Raw genomic sequence first — 21,018 nt, forward strand, 5'->3', positions numbered from 1 at the left:
TCACGGAAAAATCACCCCTACATTACTACTACAATGAGGGTCTGGCTGGTTATTTATTAGCAAGAAGTAGGAGGATTTTGATTTAGCCAGTGGCGCCATCCATTCTTCCAATCACTTCTTCCAGGTCGATTCCCTCGCCCAAAACAGGTTTAAAGAGGTCGCCTTCAAGCTGGATCCGCTCTATCGCATTGTAAATTGTAAAGTCTTTCAGTTGAAGTCCTTTCTTCACCTCATCCCAATGCAGGGGCATCGAAACAGTCGCGCCGGGTTTCGGGCGGACCGAGTAGGGAGCGGCGAGCGTCGCTTTGGGCCTGTTTTGCAGGTAGTCGATGTAGAGCTTGCCTTTGCGGTTTTTTGTGAGTCGCTCCACGCTGGTGAAATCCGGGAGTTGGTGCTGTATCTGCCCGGCCACCCATTCGGCGAAGAGCTGGCATTGATCGTAGCTGTATCGGGCACCGAGTGGAATGTAAATATGCAGACCCGTGGAGCCGGAAGTTTTGCAGTAGGAGGGAACATTTAAAGAATCCAGCAAGCCTTTGATTGCCTGCGCGGTTTCGATCACCTGTTCGAAGGTGTTGGTCGCGTCCGGGTCGAGGTCGAGCAGGCACCAATCGGGATTGTCGGGGGTTTCGATGCGGCTGTTCCAGGGATTTACGTCTATGGCGCCGAGGTTAGCCATGTAAAGCAGCGTTGCTTCATCGTTGCAGAGCATGAAGTTCTTGTTCTCGCCTTCGGATATGTAAGGTGTGGTTTTGATCCAGTCGGGTACCTTTCCGGTAAAGTCTTTCTGGTAAAAGCTTTTACCCTGGATGCCGTTGGGAAAACGGTTGAGCGAAAGCGGCCGGTTTTCGAGATAGGGCAAAATGAATGGTGCGACCTGGTAGTAATAGTTGATCAGCTCACTTTTGTGAATCTTATCATCGGGCCAGTAGAGTTTCTTCAAATTTGAAAATTTGACCTCATGCCCATTAATTTTCCGTACCTGGGTTTCTTCTTTCGGGTTTAATAGTGTCTTTCTTTTCGCTTTGGCGGGTTTTTTAATAATTTTCTCCGTGTCGTGATCTGCTTCGTCGACAACTTCATCGGTTGATTTTTCTACTTCCCGCACCACGTCTTTCGCCGACTTGTCCTCCCGCATTCCCTCGAATGACGGATGCCTGAACACTCCGTCGGCTGTGATTTCGGCAAAGCTGATCTCGCAAACCAATTCAGGTTTAAGCCAGGTCGCATTCGCGTGCGGCGGGTTTGGGCGAAAACGCGAGGGTTTGTTATAGTCGGGCGTTTCTTTAAACGGGCTCTTCTTGGTAACCAACGGCTTAAAAAGCGCCATCATCTCCTTTTGCTGCTTCTCTTTGAACCCGGTACCGACCTTACCCACATAATGCAGCTCGCCGTGTTCGTAAGCCGCTAGCAGCAAGGCGCTGAAAAGCTTGGAGGAGCCTTCGTTGAGTGTATAGCCTGCGATAATGACCTCCTGCCGCTTGTTGATCTTGATTTTCAGCCAGTCGCGCGTGCGGATGCCAGGGTAGTATTCGCTGTCTGATTTTTTAGCAATAACGCCTTCCAGGCCCATTTTTTGGGCTGCCTCGAAAAATGCGTTACCCTCTGACGACACGCTGTAACCAAGTTGTACCGGGCTATTTTCGTCCACAATGCTTTGCAAAATGGCTTTCCGTTCCGTTAACGGCAAATGAATGAGGCTCTTGCCTTCCAGCCAGAGAATATCGAATGCATAGTAGACCAGTTCGCCATCGGCCTCGCTCCGCCAGTTTTGTAATGCATTGAAATCCGATAATCCTTTCTCGTTGATCACGACAATTTCTCCGTCTATCACGCCATTGATTTTCCAATCCTGCAATTGCTGGTAAATGGGGTAAAACTTGTCGTTAAAGGATTTTTTGTTCCGCGACCGCAAGTTGGCCTGTCCTTGATTGAGGTAAGCCAAGGCGCGGTAACCGTCCCATTTCACCTCATATTCCCAGCCTGGATCATCAAACGGCCCGTCGACCAGTGTAGCGAGCATCGGTTGCAGGTCATCGGGGAAGCTTTGCTTTTTTCCCTTTTTCAGAATCGCCGCTACGTCGAAGTCCGGGCTTTTTTTTTCTGCCGCGGCTTCTTCTGCCGGATCTTTGGCCTCGGTTTTGGGCGCTTTGGACTTGGCTGAACCTTTTGTCTCGGCAGATTTCTTCTCTTCGTGATTGCTTTCCCAAACGGCATCGCCATCCTTTTCAATACCCTGCAAGGTCCTTCGCGTCACGGCCGACCGGTCCTTTTGGGTAATATCATCTTCGGAGGCGAATTTATCGCGGTGCTTAATGAGAAGCCACGCGTTTTCTTCCATGCCTTTGGTTTTCACCAATGCATATTCTCCCTTAACCTTCTTGCCATTGAGCCGCACCTTCAGAGAGCCTGAATGCAGTTCTTTAAGCGCAAGTTTCTCCCTGGCTTTTTTGCCTTCGACTGCTCTCAGCTTGCCATCTACTTCTTCCAACGGCTCATAAGTGCCAAAATCCCAGACCATTACTGTTCCGGCGCCATAATTACCTTCTGGAATAATGCCTTCAAAATCCTTGTAGTCATATGGATGATCTTCGACCATCATCGCCAGCCGTTTCACCGACGGATCGGTAGAAGGTCCTTTGGGCACCGCCCAGCTTTTGAGCACGCCGCCCATTTCCAGTCTGAAATCGTAATGCAGACGGGACGCATCATGTTTCTGGATTACGAAAATAAGCTCGCTATTGTCCGCTTTGCCGCCTTTGGGCTCCGGAGTTTTGTCGAAGGTGCGTTTCTCGTTGTATTTGGTAAGGCTCATGATTTTGAAAGTGTGAGTGAGTAAATGAGTGAATGATTGAATGACCGAATGAGCTGCCGTGGAACGGGGATGGGTGAGCAAGGCCGCAGCAGATCCGCGTAACTATTCATTCATTCGGTCATTCATTACATTTCAAGTCGCCATTTCGTGGATTTTCGCATCTATCAGTCCTTGCAATTTTTTGGCGTTAGCCAGGGCGTGCCCGCCGACGTCGTTATTAAAGAATGCCCAGACTTCATGCCCGTTGTCAGCCCAGGCGGCAAACTTTTCGGCGTAATCTTCCAGGACATCGTCGGAATAGGATGAGCTGTATAACGACTCCGGGCCGTGGAAGCGCAGGTAAATATCCCTGGCGGTGATTTCTTCGTGGTAAGGGAACTGGTCGGCTTGTGAGAAAACAAGAGTAATGCCGTGTTTCTTCATTAAACTAATACTTTCTTCGGAAAACCAAGACGGATGCCGCACTTCGAGTGCAAAGCGGAAACCTTCGTACCGGTCCGTCTCTTCATAAAACATCTCGGCCACTTCCGTATGAAACCGGGAGTTTGCGGGCAGTTGAATGAGGATCGGGCCGAGATGCTCTTTAAACGGACTAAAAATATTGAAAAACCGCTCCAATGGTTCCTGCGCGTCACGTAGCTTCTTCAAATGGCTGAGATACCGGCTCATTTTGGGGCAAAAGACAAAATCTGCCGGCACCATATCGGTCCATTTCGCCACTATTTCCTTCGTTGGCAACTTATAAAAGCTATTGTTGATTTCTGAAACGGGGAAATGTCGGGCATAAAACGAAAGGTATTCCGCAGGTTTTACATTCCCGGGATAGAAAATGCCTTTCCAGTGTTTGTAACTCCACCCGGATGTGCCGATGTGTATCTTTTGCTCCACTTTCATTATCAGTTCGTTGTGGAGCGATAAAGAGCAATAATCGTACCGAAGAATAAACAGTGGCGCCCGTATGATAACGGGAATGGTTTTTGAATTTTAGATACCCAATCAAAACAGAAACCAATGGCAGTTAGCGATATTCCAGGGATCGATATCCTTGGCGACCAGGAAGAAACGCTGGGCACAGCCGAGGACCTTCGTGAAGAGGTAGTGCTCGACACGATGCAGTATGAGATTGTAGGCAGCATGGTAAAAATCGAATTTGAAACCTCGCTCGGCCTGTGTACAGGGCATTATCTGTCGTCGGAGCTGGGGCATGAGGAGATCAATCTCGAAGCGGAGTCATTCGACCGCTTGCGGAAGTTATTCCCTGCCTGCAACGGTGCATTCGTGCATCCGCACAACCGCGATTGGGTAGAGGTAAGCCTGGCGGAGCTCACCGGTGCGCTGCCGGAGTACAAAATTTACACGCGGGTGGTGACAGGCGGAATCGTATAAAGGAGGGATTTCGTTGTGCATTCGGAAGGTTCGCGCGAAAAAGTCCGCGTTTATTTCGAAATTGGCCCGTTAACTCACACTTTACCGCGTTCGCTCATGAAGGATATCAGTGTTCAGGATTTGCTCGCCATCGAGGTTTTCAAGGATGTCCCTGAAAGCCAGCTGGAATGGATGATCGATCGCAGCCAGCATTATGAATTGCAGGAGGGCGATATGATGATCAGGCCGGGAGAGCCGCTGGTGGGCACGCACGTCATTTTTTCGGGCCGGATAGAGCTGTACCGGCTTCAAAACAATACCAAACAGATCATCGCCGAACTGCTGCCAGGTACCGTGACAGGCATTCTGCCGTTTTCGCGGGGAAAAATGGCCATTGCTTACGGGGTTTGCCTGGAAACCGCTCAGTTGATGACCTTTCCCAAAGAGTTGTTGCGGGAGCTAGTGACGTCGCACTATGAACTTACACAGGCGCTGGTAATCGTGATGACGTCACGCGTGCGGGAGTTTACCGAGCTCGAACAGCAGAATGAGAAGATGATGGCCCTTGGAAAGCTGTCGGCAGGGCTGGCGCATGAGCTAAACAACCCCGCAGCGGCTATCGTGCGGAGTTCGGCTTCGTTGAAGGAGCATTTGCTGATGCAGCCCGATTCGTTCAAATCGCTGCTTTCGATCCATTTGTCGCACCAGGAGATCGATCTACTCAATGATAAAATGGTAAGCCTGCTGAACAACACTGCGCGCCCGGTGTTGTCGATGATGAAGCGCTCCGAAAAAGAGGATGAAATACTCGACTGGCTCGATCAGAACAATATCGACGGCTGCGAAGATATCGCCGATAACCTGGTGGAGTTCGGAGTAGGGGAGGATGACCTGGAAGACCTGAAAGGGAAGATCAATCACGACGATCTTTCGCCCGTGCTGACCTGGATCAATAACAGCCTGACGACCGAGCGCATGGTAGCGGATATCCAGGAGGCGTCCAAACGCATTGCTGAACTCGTAGGTTCTGTCAAAACCTTTACACATATGGATCGGGGGGGCGAGCGTGAGTTCGTGGACATTCATGTGGGTATTCGCAACACGCTCATTATGCTGAATTACAAGTTAAAAAAAGGTAATATCAAGGTGGTAGAGGATTTTGATCTGACGCTGCCGCCTGTCAAAGCGATGGTGGGCGAGCTGAACCAGGTATGGACAAACCTGATCGACAATGCCGTAGACGCGCTTGAAAATCAGGCTGATCCGGAGCTGACCGTTATCACACGCCGTGACAAGGACTTTGTGAAGGTAACGATTTGCGATAATGGCCCCGGCGTACCGGCAGAGATACGTTCCAAGATTTTCGACCCGTTTTTTACGACCAAATCGGTTGGAAAAGGCACGGGCCTTGGTCTTGATGTAGTGAACCGGATTGTACGCCAGCACCGCGGAACGGTGACGTTGCATTCTCAACCCGGGCGTACCGAGTTTGAGGTTTGTTTCCCGTTTAATGGCTAATTTTAATTCTCAACCAACTCTTAATAGAAGCTCCTATGGCTTTGCCCATTATATTTTCGATTGACGATGATCCGCAGGTGCTCCGTGCAATTAGCCGTGATCTGAAATCCCATTACCGAGAAAAATACAAGATTTTGAGCACAACTTCCGTGGCCGAAGCGATGGAGAGCCTGCTGGAACTGCAGAATCGTGGCGACGAGGTAGCGATGTTTATTTCCGACCAGCGTATGCCTGAAATGCAGGGTGTGGATTTCCTTCAAAAGGTCATGAAAATGTTTCCTTTTGCCAAGAGGGTGCTGCTGACGGCCTATTCGGATACCGAGGCGGCTATTAAGGCCATCAACGACGTGCAGCTCGATTATTACCTGATGAAACCCTGGGACCCGCCGGAAGAAAAGCTTTATCCGGCTATCGACGAGCTGCTCCGGGACTGGCAGGGCAATTACCGTCCCGAGTTCAAGGGTATTAAAGTGATAGGTTATCAATTCTCGCCCAAAGCGCACGAGATCAAGGACTTTCTGGCCGGTAATCTGGTGCCATACCTATGGCTCGATGCCGAATCGAATGAGACCGGCAGGCAGATTTCAAAAAGCAATAGCCTCTGCCCGGTGGATTTTCCGGTGGTAATCTTCGAGGATGGCTCTTTGCTGAAAACGCCTTCGCTGATTGATATTGCGGGGCGCATAGGCCTGAATCCCAAGACAAAACAACAGATCTACGATGTGGTGATCATCGGGGCGGGACCAGCCGGTTTAGCGGCGTCGGTATATGGGGCTTCGGAAGGTTTAAGTACTTTATTAATTGAACGGAAAGCGCCTGGGGGCCAGGCTGGTACCAGTTCGAGGATCGAGAATTACCTTGGCTTTCCAACGGGCCTGAGCGGGGCGGAGCTCACCCGCCGGGCGATCACGCAGGCGACGCGTTTCGGAACCGAGTTCCTTTCGCCGCAGTTCGTGAAGGAGATTAAATTAAAGGATAAATATAAAACGGTGGTTCTCGGCGATGGTAGCGAGATAAATGCTAAGGCGGTAGTGATTACGACGGGCGTCGATTACCGCAAGCTTGAAACGAAAGGTGTAGAGGATTTTACCGGAAAAGGTATTTACTACGGCGCGGCAAGTACGGAAGCCAGCTCATGCGGCAATAAGGATGTGTATGTGCTTGGTGGAGGGAATTCCGCCGGGCAGGCGGCAATGTACCTGTCTAAATTTGCCCGCAATGTCTACATTTTGGTCAGGCGAAACGATCTCACGTCGTCGATGTCGTCATATCTGATCGATCAGATCGCAGGCACGGACAATATAGCCGTTTTGGGTTGTACAGAGATTGTGGAGGCGCAGGGCGACGGGCATCTTGAAAACCTAAAATTGGTCGATTTGAATACTAATGAGGAACGAATCGTTCCGGCTGACGCGCTGTTTATTTTCATTGGTGCGAAGCCTTACACCGAATGGGTAGGCCTTGAAATCATTAAGAATAAGAAGGGTTTCATCGAGACGGGGCGTGAAATGAAAAATTACGAGAATTTCAAAGAAGTATGGAAGGCCGATCGGGATCCGTATCTGCTTGAAACGAGCTCGCCGGGTATTTTTGCTGCGGGTGACGTGCGTGCAGGCGCGATGAACCGCGTTACGTCGGCAGTGGGCGAGGGATCGATGTCCATCAGTTTTGTTCACCAATATTTAAGCGAAGTGTAATGGCTCAGATTTGTAAGCATATCGAAGATATTCAGCAGATTAAGGTCGCCGGCGAGCTGGTTTGCGAAGAATGTAAAAAAGTAGACGGGTGGTGGGTGCATTTACGTACCTGCCAGACCTGCGGCGCCACCCTTTGCTGCGACAGCTCGCCCGCCAAGCACATGACTAAGCATTTCCATCACACCGGACACCCCGTAGCCTCGTCTGCTGAGCCAGGGGAGAAGTGGTTGTGGTGCTACGCAGATGAAGTGTTTGTTGAATATCAGTAGTTAGTTTGGGAGGAAAGGGGAGATGTCATGCTTTCTTCCCTGTTTTGAATTTCGTAACTTTACCACATGACGAAATCAGCGACGATCGAACAGTTTTATAGGGACACTTCCATGCTGATTCCCGAGCAGGTTCAGAAGGAGGTGGGGCATTTTAATATTTTCAGGACGGACGAGTTGTATCGCGTGGCTGCGAAGAACAGGGTAATGCCGTACAATAGACGGGCATATTATAAAATAAGCCTGATCCTCGGGCGGAACAGGGCCGAATATGCCGATAAGGTGATCGATATCGAGCACAATGCGTTGCTTTTTGCTACGCCCCTGATTCCCTACCACTATGTGCCGCAGGACGAGAACCAGGCGGGCTTTTTCTGTATTTTCTCCGAAGACTTCCTTACGCAGGACAATAGCGGCGTCCGCCTGCGCGAGCTGCCGGTGTTTAAGCCGGGCGGCAACCCGATATTCTTTCTGAATGACCAGCAAATAGAGGATATCCGGTACATTTTCAGCAAGATGTTCCGGGAAATCGAATCGGATTACGCCTATAAATATGATTTGCTTCGAAATTATGTCATCGAGCTGATCCATTTCGGGCAGAAGTTGCAGCCGGCGACCTCGCTTTTTAAAGAAACCAACGCTTACAAGCGCGTTTCGTCGCTCTTCATTGAGTTGCTCGAACGTCAGTTCCCGGTAGAGCCGCCGCACCAGAAGCTGAATCTTCGTTCGGCCAAGGATTATGCCGACCAGCTTTCTATCCACGTCAATTACCTCAACAAGGTATTAAAGGAAATAACGGGCAAAACCACCACCGAGCTTATTAGTGAGCGCATTATCAAGGAATCCAAAATCCTTTTAAAACACACCGACTGGAATGTGTCCGAAATCGCATACAGCCTCGGTTTTGAGGAGGCTTCACATTTCAATAACCTCTTCAAGAAGCATACTGCGCTAAGCCCGCGCACATTTCGGGCTTAGATTTGAATTTCGTAAGTTTTGATTTGAAGCTCGCAAATCCGGCTACGTAGCGCCTGGTACCTTTGTTCCATCAATTTTTAACAACAAAAAAGATGGAATCAGCAAGTAAAATAGCATTGGTTACCGGCGGCAGCCGCGGTTTAGGAAAAAACATGGCGCTCCGCCTGGCAGAGAAAGGGAACGATGTAATCGTTGTTTATCGCAGCAAGGAACAAGAGGCCGGAGAAGTGGTTGCGGCCATCGAGGCGCTCGGGCAGAAAGCGGCTGCCCTTCAATTGGATACCGCGGAAGTAAAATCTTTCGACGGCTTCTTTTCCAGACTTTCAGGTATTTTGAAAGATAAATGGAACCGTACGTCTTTTGATATTCTGGTAAATAATGCAGGAATCAGCCGTCCTTCGGCATTCTCTGAAACCAGTGAGCAGGATTTCGACGACCTGATGAATGTGCATTTCAAAGGCGTTTATTTCCTTTCGCAAAAGGCCTTGCCGCTGCTTGCGGACGGTGGGCGGATCGTGAACCTGTCCACAGGCCTCGCGCGCTTCTCTTCGCCCGGGTATGCGGCGTACGCATCCATGAAAGGGGCGATCGATACTTTAACACGCTATATGGCCAAAGAGCTGGGAAGCAGGGACATTACCGTGAATGCATTGGCGCCGGGGGCGATCTACACCGATTTCAATAGCGACTCGTTCGACAGCCACCCAGGTCTGACCGACTTCATCAGCAGCATTACCGCCCTGGGGCGCGTAGGCGAGCCCAACGACATTGGCGGCGTAGTGGCGTTCTTGTGTTCGGATGATGCGCGGTGGATTACCGGTCAGCGGATCGAAGTTTCGGGCGGGATGTTCCTCTGAAATAATGAAGCGGTTGTATTTGATAATACAACCGCTTTGTGTTTTGACCTCCCTTCGGCTACATTTTCTTCCCCGCAAGTTTCAAATGCACCTCGATACCCGGCTTAATGGACGCATCGTCCGGCAGACCGGGTTCTGTGGCATAGTTCATACCCCACAATGTGCGGTCGAACTGGGTAATCGCTTCCAATTTGAACGAATCGCCGTTCAAATCGATCCGGGCAGGGAAAGTGACCGGATTGCTCTTTCCTAACAGTGTTAAATGACCTGTCACCTCAAAATTGGCACCTGAAACCACGCCTGGCCCGGTGCCCGAAAATGGCGCTACGCTCATAATTTCGAAGGTTACGTTTGGATGAAGCGCCATATTAAAGAAATCGGCGCTTTGCAGGTGGTGCACAAGCTGGTGTTTCAACTCGTCAGTAGGCAGGTTGAAATTGACGATCGACGAGAGCGGGAGGGAGAACGATCCGCTCTTCACTTTCCCGTTCTCGATCACAAGGCTGTTGCTCTCGACATCCATCGCGCCTTCATTAAAGTATCCTGTTTTGAGATACCCTTTCCATTCCGCTACGGATGTTTCGTCAAGGTGGTAGTTGGATGTGCTAATCGGCGCGTCGTGGTCGGTGCAGCTTGTAAATAGTGTGGCAAGTGTTAACAGTGTTAGAAATTGTTTTTTCATGGTTTGAATTGTTTTCATGGCTGACTGTGATTTCGATACAAAGCTAATGGCGTATCTGCTACCGGAGCCTACGCGGGACGGATCGAAAACTACGCGCGGCGGATTTTGTGAGATTCCGGCGCGGATTGGTATTGGGACCAATAATTGCGTTATTTGTGACCAGATTTCAGTTATTAATCCCCGGGCAATGTCAATTAAAGGACCCATTATTTCAATCGAGGACGACGCCGATGATCAGTTTCTAATCAAGAGCGTCATGGAGGAGCTTGACATACCCAACGAGCTTTTGTTTTTCAATAACGGCGTTGAAGCGCTGCTTTACCTCGAAACCACGCGTGACCAGCCTTTTCTGATCATTTGCGATATTAATATGCCGATTATGAACGGCCTGGAACTCCGCGAGCGGATCGATAAGAACGAGTATCTGCGGAAAAAATCGATTCCGTTTGTGTTTTTGAGCACGGCCGACAACCCCCTGATAATCGAAGCGGCGTACGACTCGACCATTCAGGGTTTTTTCAAGAAAGAAAACAGCTTCGGCGACCTTAAAACCAGGATCAGGGTCATTTACGATTACTGGGCATACTGCCTGCATCCCAACCATTATCTATAACCAGGGGTTTAAACCCCCGGCAATTGCGCATGAAGAAAGTACTGATCGTCGATGATGAAGAGAAACTGCGCGGGCTGATGGGCCGTGTGATCAGGCTGGAAGGCTTTGAAGTGATCGAAGCAGGTGACATTAAAACCGCCTGGAAGAAGCTTGACCAGTCGGATATCGATGTGGTGCTTTGCGATGTGAAACTGCCCGATGGCAACGGCGTGGATTTTTCGAAAGCATTGAGGGAGAAGTATCCGTTGCTGGAAGTGATCCTGCTTACCGCCTACGGCAATATTCCTGATGGCGTGCAGGCCATCAAGAACGGCGCGTTCGATTACATTACCAAGGGCGACGATAACAACAGGATCATCCCGCTTTTGTATAAAGCCATTGAAAAAGCCGAGCTGAACCGCCGGGTGACTAGCCTGGAAAAACAACTCGGTGAAAGACGGTCGTTTGACACGATTATAGGTAAGTCCAGAAACTTGCAGGCATGCATCGACCTCGCTCGCCGCGTAGCGCCTACGGACACGACGGTGCTGTTACTGGGTGAGACCGGCACGGGAAAGGAGGTTTTCGCCCAATCGATCCACCAGGCGAGCAATCGGGCCAAGAAATCGTTTGTAGCCATCAATTGCTCCGCATTTGGCAAAGATTTGCTCGAAAGCGAGATGTTCGGGCACAAAGCCGGTGCATTTACCGGAGCCGTACGTGACAAAAAAGGACTTTTCGAAGAAGCCAGTAACGGTACTATTTTCCTTGACGAAATAGGAGAACTCGCGCCGGAGTTGCAGGCGAAGCTATTACGCGTGCTCGAATCCGGGGAGTTTATCAAAATTGGGGAAACGCATCCTACCAGGGTAAATGTGCGGGTGATCGCCGCCACGCACCGGGATTTACCCAAACAAATAGCGGCAGGCGAGTTCCGCAGCGACTTGTTCTACCGGCTTTCCGTATTCCAGATCACACTGCCCGCATTGCGCGAACGCACGGCCGACATTGGCGCGCTGGCGGAAAGTTTTGCGGCCCAGTTTGCATTGAAAACCAACAAGAAGATCGCGTCGCTTTCACCGGATTTTATCAATGCATTGAAAAAAAATCCCTGGAACGGCAACATCCGCGAGCTTAAAAATGTGATCGAACGCAGCGTGATCCTTACCGACGGCCCTGTGCTGGATACGGAAAGTCTTCCGTTCGAAATGCAGCACCCGCGGCAGGAGGGCGGTCAAAACATGTCCGCATTCTCGCTGGCGAGCTCCGAAAAGCTGCATTTGCAAAAAGTCCTGAACTACACCAACGGCAACAAGGCCGAGGCCGCAAGGCTTCTGGAAATAGGTATTGCGACGCTCTACCGCAAGATCGACGAGTATAAACTATAACAAAGCGGCTCTCCCGACAGGGCTCGCCAACACAGCGTCGGAGCAACCCACACACCAGTACCGGCATTTCCATTCTGATAAAAAAGCTTATCATTTTGATAGGCTTTTTTTATGCCCAAAAAATCATTATTAAATCATCTGGCTGTAAATCAACACCTTATCGTCTATTTAAGTCGACGGAACAAGAGTTGCTATATGCTGTAATGATTTTGTTATAAAAAATTTAAAAAGACAATGACAACACTCCTTCTCCTGGCAGTCGGCGCTTTAAGCTTCGGGCTGTTTTACAAAACTGTTCACTATTTCGAAAAGATCTGAAATCATGCTTGCGCTATTCATCATCTCGATCCTGGTCTTCGTGTACATGTGCTATGTGCTAGTGAAGCCTGAAAAATTTTAAAACACCCAATCCAATGAACACCGAATTATTTGGCATCATCGCATTGTTCATCGCTACGGTCGCATTGGCGGTACCGTTCGGCAAGTACATTGCGAAAGTATATGGAGGAGAAAAAACACTTCTCGACCCTGTTTTTGGCCCTTTGGAAAAAGGGTTCTATCGTTTGAGCGGCATTCGCCCAAACGTGGAAATGAACTGGAAACAGCATTTGTTTGCATTGCTGACGATCAATATGGTCTGGTTTTTCCTGGGCATGTTTGTATTGATGAACCAGGGCTGGCTTCCGCTTAACCCCGATGGCAACCCGTCGCAATCGCCTGACCTGGCATTCAATACCACTATTTCGTTCGTCGTCAACTGTAACCTGCAGCACTACTCCGGTGAAAGCGGCATGAGTTACCTCGGACAACTTTTCCTGATGTTCCTTCAGTTTGTCAGCGCAGGCACCGGTATGGCCGCGGCAGCGGTGGTGATCATCGCATTAAAGGAGCGTACGACCGAGAAACTGGGTAATTTCTATGATCTGATGGTGAAATCGTGCACGCGGATATTGCTGCCGGTTGCGTTTCTGGTCGCCCTCATATTGCTTGCCAACGGAACGCCAATGACTTTCGAAGGCAAGGATACCATTTATTCAATGCAAGGCGATACGATCCGGGTTTCAACCGGTCCGGTGGCTGCGTTCGTGCCTATCAAGCACGTGGGTACCAACGGAGGCGGGTTCTTCGGCGCTAACTCCGCTCATCCGTTCGAAAACCCGAACTATGCCACCAACATGGTCGAAATGTTCTCGCAGATGATCATTCCGCTGGCGATGATCTTTGCACTGGGTTATTATGTTAAAAGAAAAAGGCTGTCCTGGATGATTTTCGGCGTCATGACGCTTGGCTTCCTGCTGCTTACCATTCCTACGATTACCACCGAGCTGCACGGCAACCCGAAGATCGCGCAAATGCATGTGGATATGTCGTCCGGCGCCATGGAAGGGAAGGAGACAAGGTTCGGTACTACCGCCTCTGCATTTTGGAGTATAGCCACTACCGTTATCTCCACGGGCTCGATCAATTCCATGCACGATAGCTTTATGCCGGTCTCCGGCCTTACACAAATGCTGTCGATGATGACGAATGCATTCTATGGCGGCGCGGGCGCGGGAATTCTTAATTTTTACATATTTATCATCCTCGCAGTGTTTATCAGCGGTTTGATGGTCGGCCGTACGCCGGAGTTTATGGGTAAAAAGATTGAAGCCAGGGAAATGAAGATCGCCATGATCGTTGCTTTGCTGCATCCGCTACTGATCCTGGCCGCCACCGCATTAGGTGTTGCGATGCCCGAACTGACAGCCAGCACATTGAACAACCCGGGCTTCCACGGTTTCAGTGAAATGCTCTACGAATACACTTCCTCGGCGGCCAACAATGGCAGCGGTTTTGAAGGGTTAGGCGACAACACGCTCTGGTGGAACATTAGCTGCGGCATCGTACTCGTCCTCTCGCGGTTCATCCCGATCATCGGTCCGGTGGCCATTGCGGGCATTCTCGCATCCAAAAAACACGTTCCGGAGAGTGCAGGAACGCTTAAAACAGACACAGGTACCTTCGGTATCATGGTGTTTGCGGTAATTGTCATTATCACTGCATTATCATTCTTTCCCGCATTGACCCTCGGGCCTATTGCCGAATACTTTTCAATGCAATAATCAACTGAATAGCAGAAATGAAAGCTCAAAATACATCCCTTTTTCAGGGAGACCTCGTACGGGAGGCGCTGGCGCAATCCTTTGTGAAGCTCAATCCCCGCATTATGTTCCGTAACCCGGTGATGTTCACCGTCTGGATCGGCACGTTTGTCATGCTGATCGTCAATATCTGGGTAATATCAGGTGAAAAAACGCAGGGGAGTCTGGTTTACAACCTGGTCATTTTCCTGATTCTGTTGCTTACGCTGCTGTTCGCCAACTTCGCGGAGGCCATTGCTGAGGCACGCGGTAAAGCCCAGGCCAACAGCTTGCGCAAAACCCGCGAAGAGACGCCCGCCAAATGGATCCAGGTTGTGGGTGATATGTACGTGAATGAAATCAAAGTGGTGCCATCATCGCAGCTGCGCAAAGGGCACATCTTCCTTTGTGAAACGGGCGACATTATCCCTACCGACGGAGAAATCATCGAAGGGCTGGCTACTATCGACGAAAGTGCAATCACCGGAGAGTCCGCACCGGTAATCCGTGAAGCAGGGGGCGACAAAAGCAGCGTCACCGGCGGTACCAAAGTGCTTTCCGATCGTATTAAAGTGAGGGTCACTACCGAGCCGGGGGAAAGTTTTCTGGACAAAATGATTGCACTCGTAGAAGGTGCCAGCCGCCAGAAAACACCGAACGAGATCGCATTGACGATCCTTCTGGCCGGTTTTACATTGGTATTTATCATCGTGTGCATCACATTGAAGCCATTCGGCGATTTCGCAAACACGCCGATTACCATCGCCGCATTCATTTCGCTGTTCGTCTGCCTGATCCCTACCACGATCGGCGGGTTGCTTTCTGCTATCGGTATTGCGGGAATGGACCGCGCATTACGCGCCAATGTGATCACCAAAAGTGGTAAAGCCGTGGAAACCGCCGGGGATATCGACACACTACTGCTCGATAAGACGGGTACCATCACCATCGGGAACCGTAAAGCCACCCATTTTTGGCCAGCCGAAGGTGTTGACAAGGGCTATTTCATCAAAGTGGCGGCATTGAGCTCCATCGCCGACGAAACGCCTGAGGGAAAATCAATTATAGAACTCGCTGATTTACAGCCAGATCAGCTGCGCGTCGAGAACCCGACTTTTATCGAGTTCACCGCTGAAACAAGAAGCTCAGGTGTCAATTTCCTGGACACCCGCATCCGTAAAGGGGCGTCCGATGCCATTCGTAAGCTGGCCGAGAAAGCAGGCAACGCATTTCCGGCCGATACCGCGGAGAAAGTAAGGGACATTTCCAGCAATGGCGGTACGCCGCTGGTAGTGGCTGAAAATGAGGCCGTCATAGGCGTGATCGAATTGCAGGATATTATTAAACCGGGCATTCAGGAGCGTTTCGAGCGGTTGCGTAAAATGGGCGTCAAAACCGTGATGGTGACCGGCGACAACCCGCTGACAGCCAAATTTATCGCCGAGAAAGCCGGGGTAGACGACTATATCGCCGAAGCCCGACCGGAGGATAAAATGAACTACATTAAAGCCGAGCAGCAGAAAGGCAAACTCGTAGCTATGATGGGCGACGGCACCAACGACGCGCCTGCCCTCGCGCAGGCAGATGTAGGCGTGGCCATGAACAGCGGTACCCAGGCCGCCAAGGAAGCCGGTAATATGGTCGACCTCGACAACGACCCGACCAAACTGATCGAAATCGTAGAAATCGGCAAGCAGTTGCTCATGACCCGTGGTACGCTCACGACATTCAGCATCGCCAACGACGTCGCCAAATACTTCGCCATTGTGCCCGCATTGTTCATCGCATCCATCCCGGCCCTGCAAGGCCTCAACATTATGCGCCTCCACACGCCTGAAAGCGCGATTTTGTCGGCGATCATTTTCAATGCGGTCATTATCCCGCTGCTGATTCCGCTGGCCTTGAAGGGCGTAGCCTATAAGCCAATCGGCGCGAGCGCATTGCTCAGACGCAATTTGCTGATTTATGGATTAGGGGGTGTACTGGTGCCTTTTGTGGGGATAAAGGCGATTGATTTACTAGTAAGTATTTGGTTATAAGGTAAATGCACATTCGAGGATTTAAAATACAGAAACCATGAAACAACATATTCTCTCAGCGATCCGGTTGACAATCGTGACGCTGATATTCTTCTCAGGCGTGTATACGCTGGTGATTTTGGGCATTGCCCAGCTCTTTCCTAACCACGGCAAAGGAGAGATTATCGAGCAAAATGGTAAACGGTATTATACCAATATCGGGCAATCGTTTACGGATGATAAGTACTTCAATTCACGGCCTTCGGCGGTGGGGTATAATGCGGCCGGTAGCGGTGGTAGCAACAAGGGGCCTTCTAATGAGGAGTATTTGGGTGTTGTGCAGGCGCGTATCGATACATTTCTGTTGCATAACCCGGGCGTGCAAAAGGCCGATATTCCGGTAGAACTGGTGACGGCGAGCGGCAGCGGATTGGACCCGGATATTTCCGAAAAAGCGGCGTTGGTGCAGGTGAAGCGGATTGCAAAGCTTCGTAACCTGCCGGAGCAGAAGCTCCAACAGCTTGTGAAAGAACATATCGAGGGTCCCCTGCTGGGATTGTTCGGTCCGACGAAGATCAATGTCTTGAAACTGAACCTGGCGCTGGAAAACCTGCGCTGACCTGATAAGTATCATTGCACACAGCCCGTTTCCAGTGCCGTCGCAGCGGGCTGCGTTTCGTCTTACCGCGCGGCTATGATTGAACAGATTACCTTTTTTATGAAAACCTTGATTTTAAGTGCGCTTGCCATTGCCTCCATTTTACATGCGAATGCCCAGGATTCTACCGTCGCTGTGGCCGGCAATGCGCCACCGTTCGCAGTGAGCGCCTATGTGGAGTCGTATTACTTGCAGGATTTCCGCAAAACCGATAGCCATACCATGCCCGGTTTCATTTACAACCATAGCAGGACCGGCGAGGTGAACCTGAACCTGGCTTTCCTTAAAGGCAGTTACACCGGCGACCGCGTGCGTGCGAACCTGGCCTTGGCAGCAGGTACTTACATGAATGCGAACTATGCCGCCGAGCCGGGCGTATTGAAAAATGTATTCGAGGCAAATGCCGGGGTGAAGATTTCCAAAAAACACAACCTATGGCTCGACGCTGGCATTATGCCGTCGCATATCGGCTTCGAGAGCGCGATCGGGAAAGATAACTGGGCTTTGACGCGTAGCTTAGTGGCAGAGAACACGCCCTATTTTGAAACCGGGTTGAAATTGGGATACACCACACAAGATACCAAATGGTACCTCTCGGCGATGTACCTCAATGGATGGCAACGCATTCAACGGCTGGATGGCAATTCGACGCCCGCATTCGGGACACAGGTTACCTTTAAGCCTAATGCAGCCGTAACTTTGAATTACAGCACATTTATCGGCAGCGACAAGGCCGACAGCACGCGACAAATGCGGTATTACCACAATATTTACGGTGTATTCCAATTGGGTGGCAAATGGGGCCTGACGACCGGTTTTGATATCGGCAGCGAGCAGAAAGCCAAGCACAGCAGCGCCTACAATATCGTTTACGTGCCGGTCATGATCCTGCGATTTTCACCTTCTTCCAAAATCAATATCGCGGCCAGAGGGGAATATTATCATGATCAAAACGGCGTGATCATCGCCACAGGAACCGATAATGGCTTCCAGACTTTCGGCACGTCACTGAATTTCGACTATCAGATCACCCCGCAGGTAATTTGGCGGATCGAGGCGCGTAATCTTAGCAGCCGCGATGCGATATTTAGTGGTAGGAGTACCGAACTTTCCAAGAGTAAGACGTATCTCACCACTGCACTCACTTTCGCGCTCAACTAACACCCAGACCCTGAACCGTGGCGGCCGACCGCTCTAAACTTCGAAAAACAATGGAAACCAGCGCCGAACATTTTCTTGAACTGATCAAGAAGTCGAGAAGAGGCAAATTCAAAATCTACATCGGAATGAGCGCCGGGGTGGGTAAGACCTACCGGATGTTGCAGGAGGCCCACGCGCTGATGCGAACGGGTATCGACGTGAAGATCGGGTACATCGAGACGCATAACCGGAAGGAAACGCAAGAATTGCTCGAAGGCCTGCCGGTAATCCCGCGGCGCAGGTTGTTTTATAAAGGTAAGGAGTTGGAAGAGTTCGACGTGCAGGCGGTAATTACCCTACGGCCGGAAGTTGTGATCGTGGATGAGCTGGCGCATTCCAATATCGAGGGCAGCAAAAATGCCAAACGCTGGCAGGATGTGCTGGATATTCTCGAAGCGGGGATCAATGTGATCTCCGCCGTAAATATCCAGCATATCGAAAGCCTGAATCAGGAAGTGCGCAGTATTACGGGCGTGGAAGTGGCCGAGCGTATTCCCGACAAGGTGCTCGGCCTGGCCGATGAAGTGGTGAATATCGACCTCACCGCCGACGAACTGATTACCCGTTTGAAAGAAGGTAAAATTTATAAAGAGGAGAAGATACAGGCCGCATTGCAGAACTTCTTCAAGCCGCAGCACATTCTTCAACTGCGTGAACTGGCTTTGAAAGAGGTCGCCTCGCAAGTGGAGCGGAAGGTGGAAAGCGAAATACAGCCGGGAATGGCGCTCAAACACGAGCGTTTCCTGGCATGCATTAGCAGTAATGAAAAGACTGCCCGCAATGTGATCCGTAAAACCGCCCGGCTGGCCAATTACTACCATAGCAGCTGGTTTTTGCTGTATGTGCAAACACCCGCCGAATCGGCGAGCCGCATCGGATTGGCGAAACAGCGGCATTTGATCAACAACTTTAAACTGGCCACCGAACTGGGCGGGAATGTGATCAAAACCGAGAGCGGTAGTATCGCCAAAACGATCGTAGAAGTGGCCGAAAAGAATAAGATCACGACCATATGCATCGGAAAGCCGCATTTGAACCTTTTCAAGGTCATTCTGGCCACGAATGTCTTCAACGGACTTTTAAATAAAATGTCTTCTTCCGACATTGACCTCGTAATACTTTCCTGAAATGAAGATCAAAACCAAACTGAGGCTGGGTATAGGCCTGCTTTTCGCCATGATCACCGTGCTTGCGGTGGTGGGTATCAGGCAGGTGAGCCTGCTTTCGGCCGACTCGCGCAATATTCTCATTGCCAACCACAATTCCCTCGAGTACAGCCGCCAGATGCTCCGCGCGCTCGACGAGCTGCAAGTGCACGCCGGCGCATTGGATACCTTTAAAAAGAACCTGGAAGCCCAGCAGAAGAACATCACCGAAATAGGGGAAAAGGAGCTGACCGAGCAGTTGACAGACCATTTCGAAAAGCTGAAAATGAATGTGCGCGACAGGGAAATGGTAGAGCTGATCCGCAACGATGCCCTCGAAATCATGAGTATCAACCTCGACGCGATCAATCGCAAGAGCCAGATTGCCGGCCAGACGGCCAAAAGCTCGATGGTCTGGATCGGCATCACGGGCACATTGTGCTTCATAATCGCATTTACATTGTTCGTAAACCTGCCGGGCAACATCGCCAATCCGATCCGCGAGCTTACCGAAAGTATTCGCCAGATCGCCAATGAGAACTATACCGAGCGGGTGCATTTCGGCAGCGGCGACGAGTACGGCCAGCTCGCGCAGTCGTTTAATACGATGGCCGAGAAACTGGAAGAATACAACAGCAGTAACCTGGCCAGGCTGATGATCGAGAAAAAACGCGTGGAGACGCTGATTGACAATATGCATGACCCGGTAATAGGCCTGGACGAAAACCGGAAAGTGATTTTTGCCAATGAAGTGGCCCGGAAGGTTACCGGTCTGCAGGTATCCGAGCTGGTGGGCCGCAATGCGATGGACATTGCCTTGCATAACGACCTTGTCCGTTCGCTGGTCAAAGACATTTCCGATCCGCAGGCGAGGGGCAAAGGGCAAGGCACCGCTATGAAGATCTACGCCGACGACAAAGAGAGTTATTTTGAAAAGGAATACGTCGATATTTCGATCGTCCCGACCGGCGAGCAGCAGCCGCGTTCAATCGGGCATGTGATCATTCTGCGCAATGTGACGCCTTATAAAGAGCTTGATTTTGCCAAGACCAATTTCATTGCCAATGTGTCGCATGAGCTCAAAACGCCTATTTCTTCGATTAAAATAACCCTTGACCTGCTTCGCAACGAACGCGTGGGCGACACCAACGAGGAACAGCGCAGCCTGCTCGACAGCATCCGCGAGGACGCCGACCGGCTTTTGAAGATCACCGGAGAACTGCTGAATATTACACAGGTCGAAAGCGGTAAGATCCAGTTGAATATCGCAGGCACATCGCCCCGGGAAATCGTGCAGTATGCCATTGCCGCCAACGAAACCCAGGCCGAAAGCCGGGATATCAGCCTGCAAATCGAGGATCGTGGTGTGCGGTCGAGCGTTTTGGCCGATTCGGAGAAAACAGCCTGGGTGGTTACCAACCTGGTTTCCAATGCGATCCGCTATTCCTACGACCATTCCAGCATTCGCATTATACTGGAAGAAGATCCGGAGTCGGTGCGCATTGCCGTAGCCGACAACGGCCAGGGCATTTCGCAGGAATATAAGGATAAGATCTTCGACCGTTATTTCCGCGTGCCGGGCTCTACCAAGGAAGGTACCGGCCTGGGCCTCGCGATCAGCCGCGAATTTATGGAAGCCCAGGACGGCACACTCACAGTCGAAAGTGAGCTGGGAGCAGGCAGTACTTTCACTATTGCCTTGAAAAAGTCCGCCTGACG

General features: G+C 50.7%; 17 protein-coding genes. 14 read left to right on the top strand and 3 right to left on the bottom strand.

All coding sequences use genetic code 11. The features are described from left to right. Positions 1 to 82 precede the first annotated feature (82 nt). Complete coding sequence (ligD, locus tag IEY24_RS03210) at positions 83 to 2,815, bottom strand: DNA ligase D (RefSeq protein ID WP_188928580.1); 2,733 nt, start codon at positions 2,813 to 2,815, stop codon at positions 83 to 85. A gap of 132 nt (positions 2,816 to 2,947) precedes the next feature. Beyond that, positions 2,948 to 3,709 (bottom strand): DUF72 domain-containing protein, encoded by a 762-nt coding sequence (locus tag IEY24_RS03215; protein ID WP_188928583.1) that lies wholly within the window; start codon positions 3,707 to 3,709, stop codon positions 2,948 to 2,950. 117 nt (positions 3,710 to 3,826) lie between these two features. Between IEY24_RS03215 and IEY24_RS03220 the strand changes: the two genes are divergently transcribed. The 6 genes from IEY24_RS03220 (at position 3,827) to IEY24_RS03245 (ending at position 9,496) form a co-directional block, all read left to right on the top strand. Next, the gene (locus IEY24_RS03220) at positions 3,827 to 4,201 is read left to right on the top strand and encodes a hypothetical protein (RefSeq protein ID WP_188928585.1); all 375 of its coding nucleotides are present in this window, start codon (positions 3,827 to 3,829) and stop codon (positions 4,199 to 4,201) included. A gap of 96 nt (positions 4,202 to 4,297) precedes the next feature. Next, entirely contained in the window at positions 4,298 to 5,698 is a 1,401-nt protein-coding gene (locus IEY24_RS03225; protein ID WP_188928587.1) for an ATP-binding protein, read from the top strand. A gap of 35 nt (positions 5,699 to 5,733) precedes the next feature. Next, positions 5,734 to 7,395: an NAD(P)/FAD-dependent oxidoreductase gene (locus IEY24_RS03230; protein ID WP_188928589.1), complete on the top strand. Its 1,662-nt coding sequence runs from the start codon at positions 5,734 to 5,736 to the stop codon at positions 7,393 to 7,395. Then, complete coding sequence (locus IEY24_RS03235; RefSeq protein WP_188928591.1) at positions 7,395 to 7,664, top strand: UBP-type zinc finger domain-containing protein; 270 nt, start codon at positions 7,395 to 7,397, stop codon at positions 7,662 to 7,664. The genes IEY24_RS03230 and IEY24_RS03235 overlap by 1 nt, the downstream gene beginning before the upstream one ends. A 66-nt stretch (positions 7,665 to 7,730) precedes the next feature. Continuing rightward, a complete protein-coding gene (locus tag IEY24_RS03240; protein ID WP_188928593.1) occupies positions 7,731 to 8,639 on the top strand; it encodes a helix-turn-helix domain-containing protein in 909 nt (302 codons plus the stop codon). A gap of 92 nt (positions 8,640 to 8,731) precedes the next feature. Next, entirely contained in the window at positions 8,732 to 9,496 is a 765-nt protein-coding gene (locus IEY24_RS03245; protein ID WP_188928595.1) for an SDR family NAD(P)-dependent oxidoreductase, read from the top strand. A gap of 58 nt (positions 9,497 to 9,554) precedes the next feature. Here IEY24_RS03245 and IEY24_RS03250 read toward each other — a convergent pair whose 3' ends face one another. Beyond that, positions 9,555 to 10,178, bottom strand: a complete 624-nt coding sequence (locus IEY24_RS03250) for a YceI family protein (protein WP_229221274.1) — start codon at positions 10,176 to 10,178, stop codon at positions 9,555 to 9,557. Between the two features lie 187 nt (positions 10,179 to 10,365). On the opposite strand from IEY24_RS03250, the gene IEY24_RS03255 reads away from it, so the two are divergent. The 8 genes from IEY24_RS03255 (at position 10,366) to IEY24_RS03295 (ending at position 21,016) form a co-directional block, all read left to right on the top strand. Beyond that, the gene (locus tag IEY24_RS03255) at positions 10,366 to 10,791 is read left to right on the top strand and encodes a response regulator (protein ID WP_188928600.1); all 426 of its coding nucleotides are present in this window, start codon (positions 10,366 to 10,368) and stop codon (positions 10,789 to 10,791) included. Positions 10,792 to 10,820: 29 nt separating this feature from the next. Continuing rightward, positions 10,821 to 12,158, top strand: coding sequence for a sigma-54-dependent transcriptional regulator (locus IEY24_RS03260; RefSeq protein WP_188928602.1), 1,338 nt, complete (start codon positions 10,821 to 10,823; stop codon positions 12,156 to 12,158). Positions 12,159 to 12,571: 413 nt separating this feature from the next. Beyond that, on the top strand, positions 12,572 to 14,260 hold the full coding sequence (gene kdpA / locus IEY24_RS03270; protein ID WP_188928604.1) for a potassium-transporting ATPase subunit KdpA: 1,689 nt from the start codon (positions 12,572 to 12,574) through the stop codon (positions 14,258 to 14,260). Between the two features lie 17 nt (positions 14,261 to 14,277). Continuing rightward, positions 14,278 to 16,317, top strand: coding sequence for a potassium-transporting ATPase subunit KdpB (gene kdpB / locus IEY24_RS03275; RefSeq protein ID WP_188928606.1), 2,040 nt, complete (start codon positions 14,278 to 14,280; stop codon positions 16,315 to 16,317). A 37-nt stretch (positions 16,318 to 16,354) separates the two neighbouring features. Beyond that, positions 16,355 to 16,915 (top strand): K(+)-transporting ATPase subunit C, encoded by a 561-nt coding sequence (locus IEY24_RS03280; RefSeq protein WP_188928608.1) that lies wholly within the window; start codon positions 16,355 to 16,357, stop codon positions 16,913 to 16,915. A gap of 99 nt (positions 16,916 to 17,014) precedes the next feature. Further along, positions 17,015 to 18,115: a porin gene (locus IEY24_RS03285; RefSeq protein WP_188928610.1), complete on the top strand. Its 1,101-nt coding sequence runs from the start codon at positions 17,015 to 17,017 to the stop codon at positions 18,113 to 18,115. A 50-nt stretch (positions 18,116 to 18,165) separates the two neighbouring features. After that, positions 18,166 to 19,281 (top strand): universal stress protein, encoded by a 1,116-nt coding sequence (locus IEY24_RS03290; protein WP_188928612.1) that lies wholly within the window; start codon positions 18,166 to 18,168, stop codon positions 19,279 to 19,281. A 1-nt stretch (position 19,282) separates the two neighbouring features. After that, on the top strand, positions 19,283 to 21,016 hold the full coding sequence (locus IEY24_RS03295) for an ATP-binding protein (protein ID WP_188928614.1): 1,734 nt from the start codon (positions 19,283 to 19,285) through the stop codon (positions 21,014 to 21,016). Positions 21,017 to 21,018 lie beyond the last annotated feature (2 nt).

It is taken from the genome of Dyadobacter endophyticus (genome assembly GCF_014641595.1).
Taxonomy (GTDB): Bacteria; Bacteroidota; Bacteroidia; order Cytophagales; family Spirosomataceae; genus Dyadobacter; species Dyadobacter endophyticus.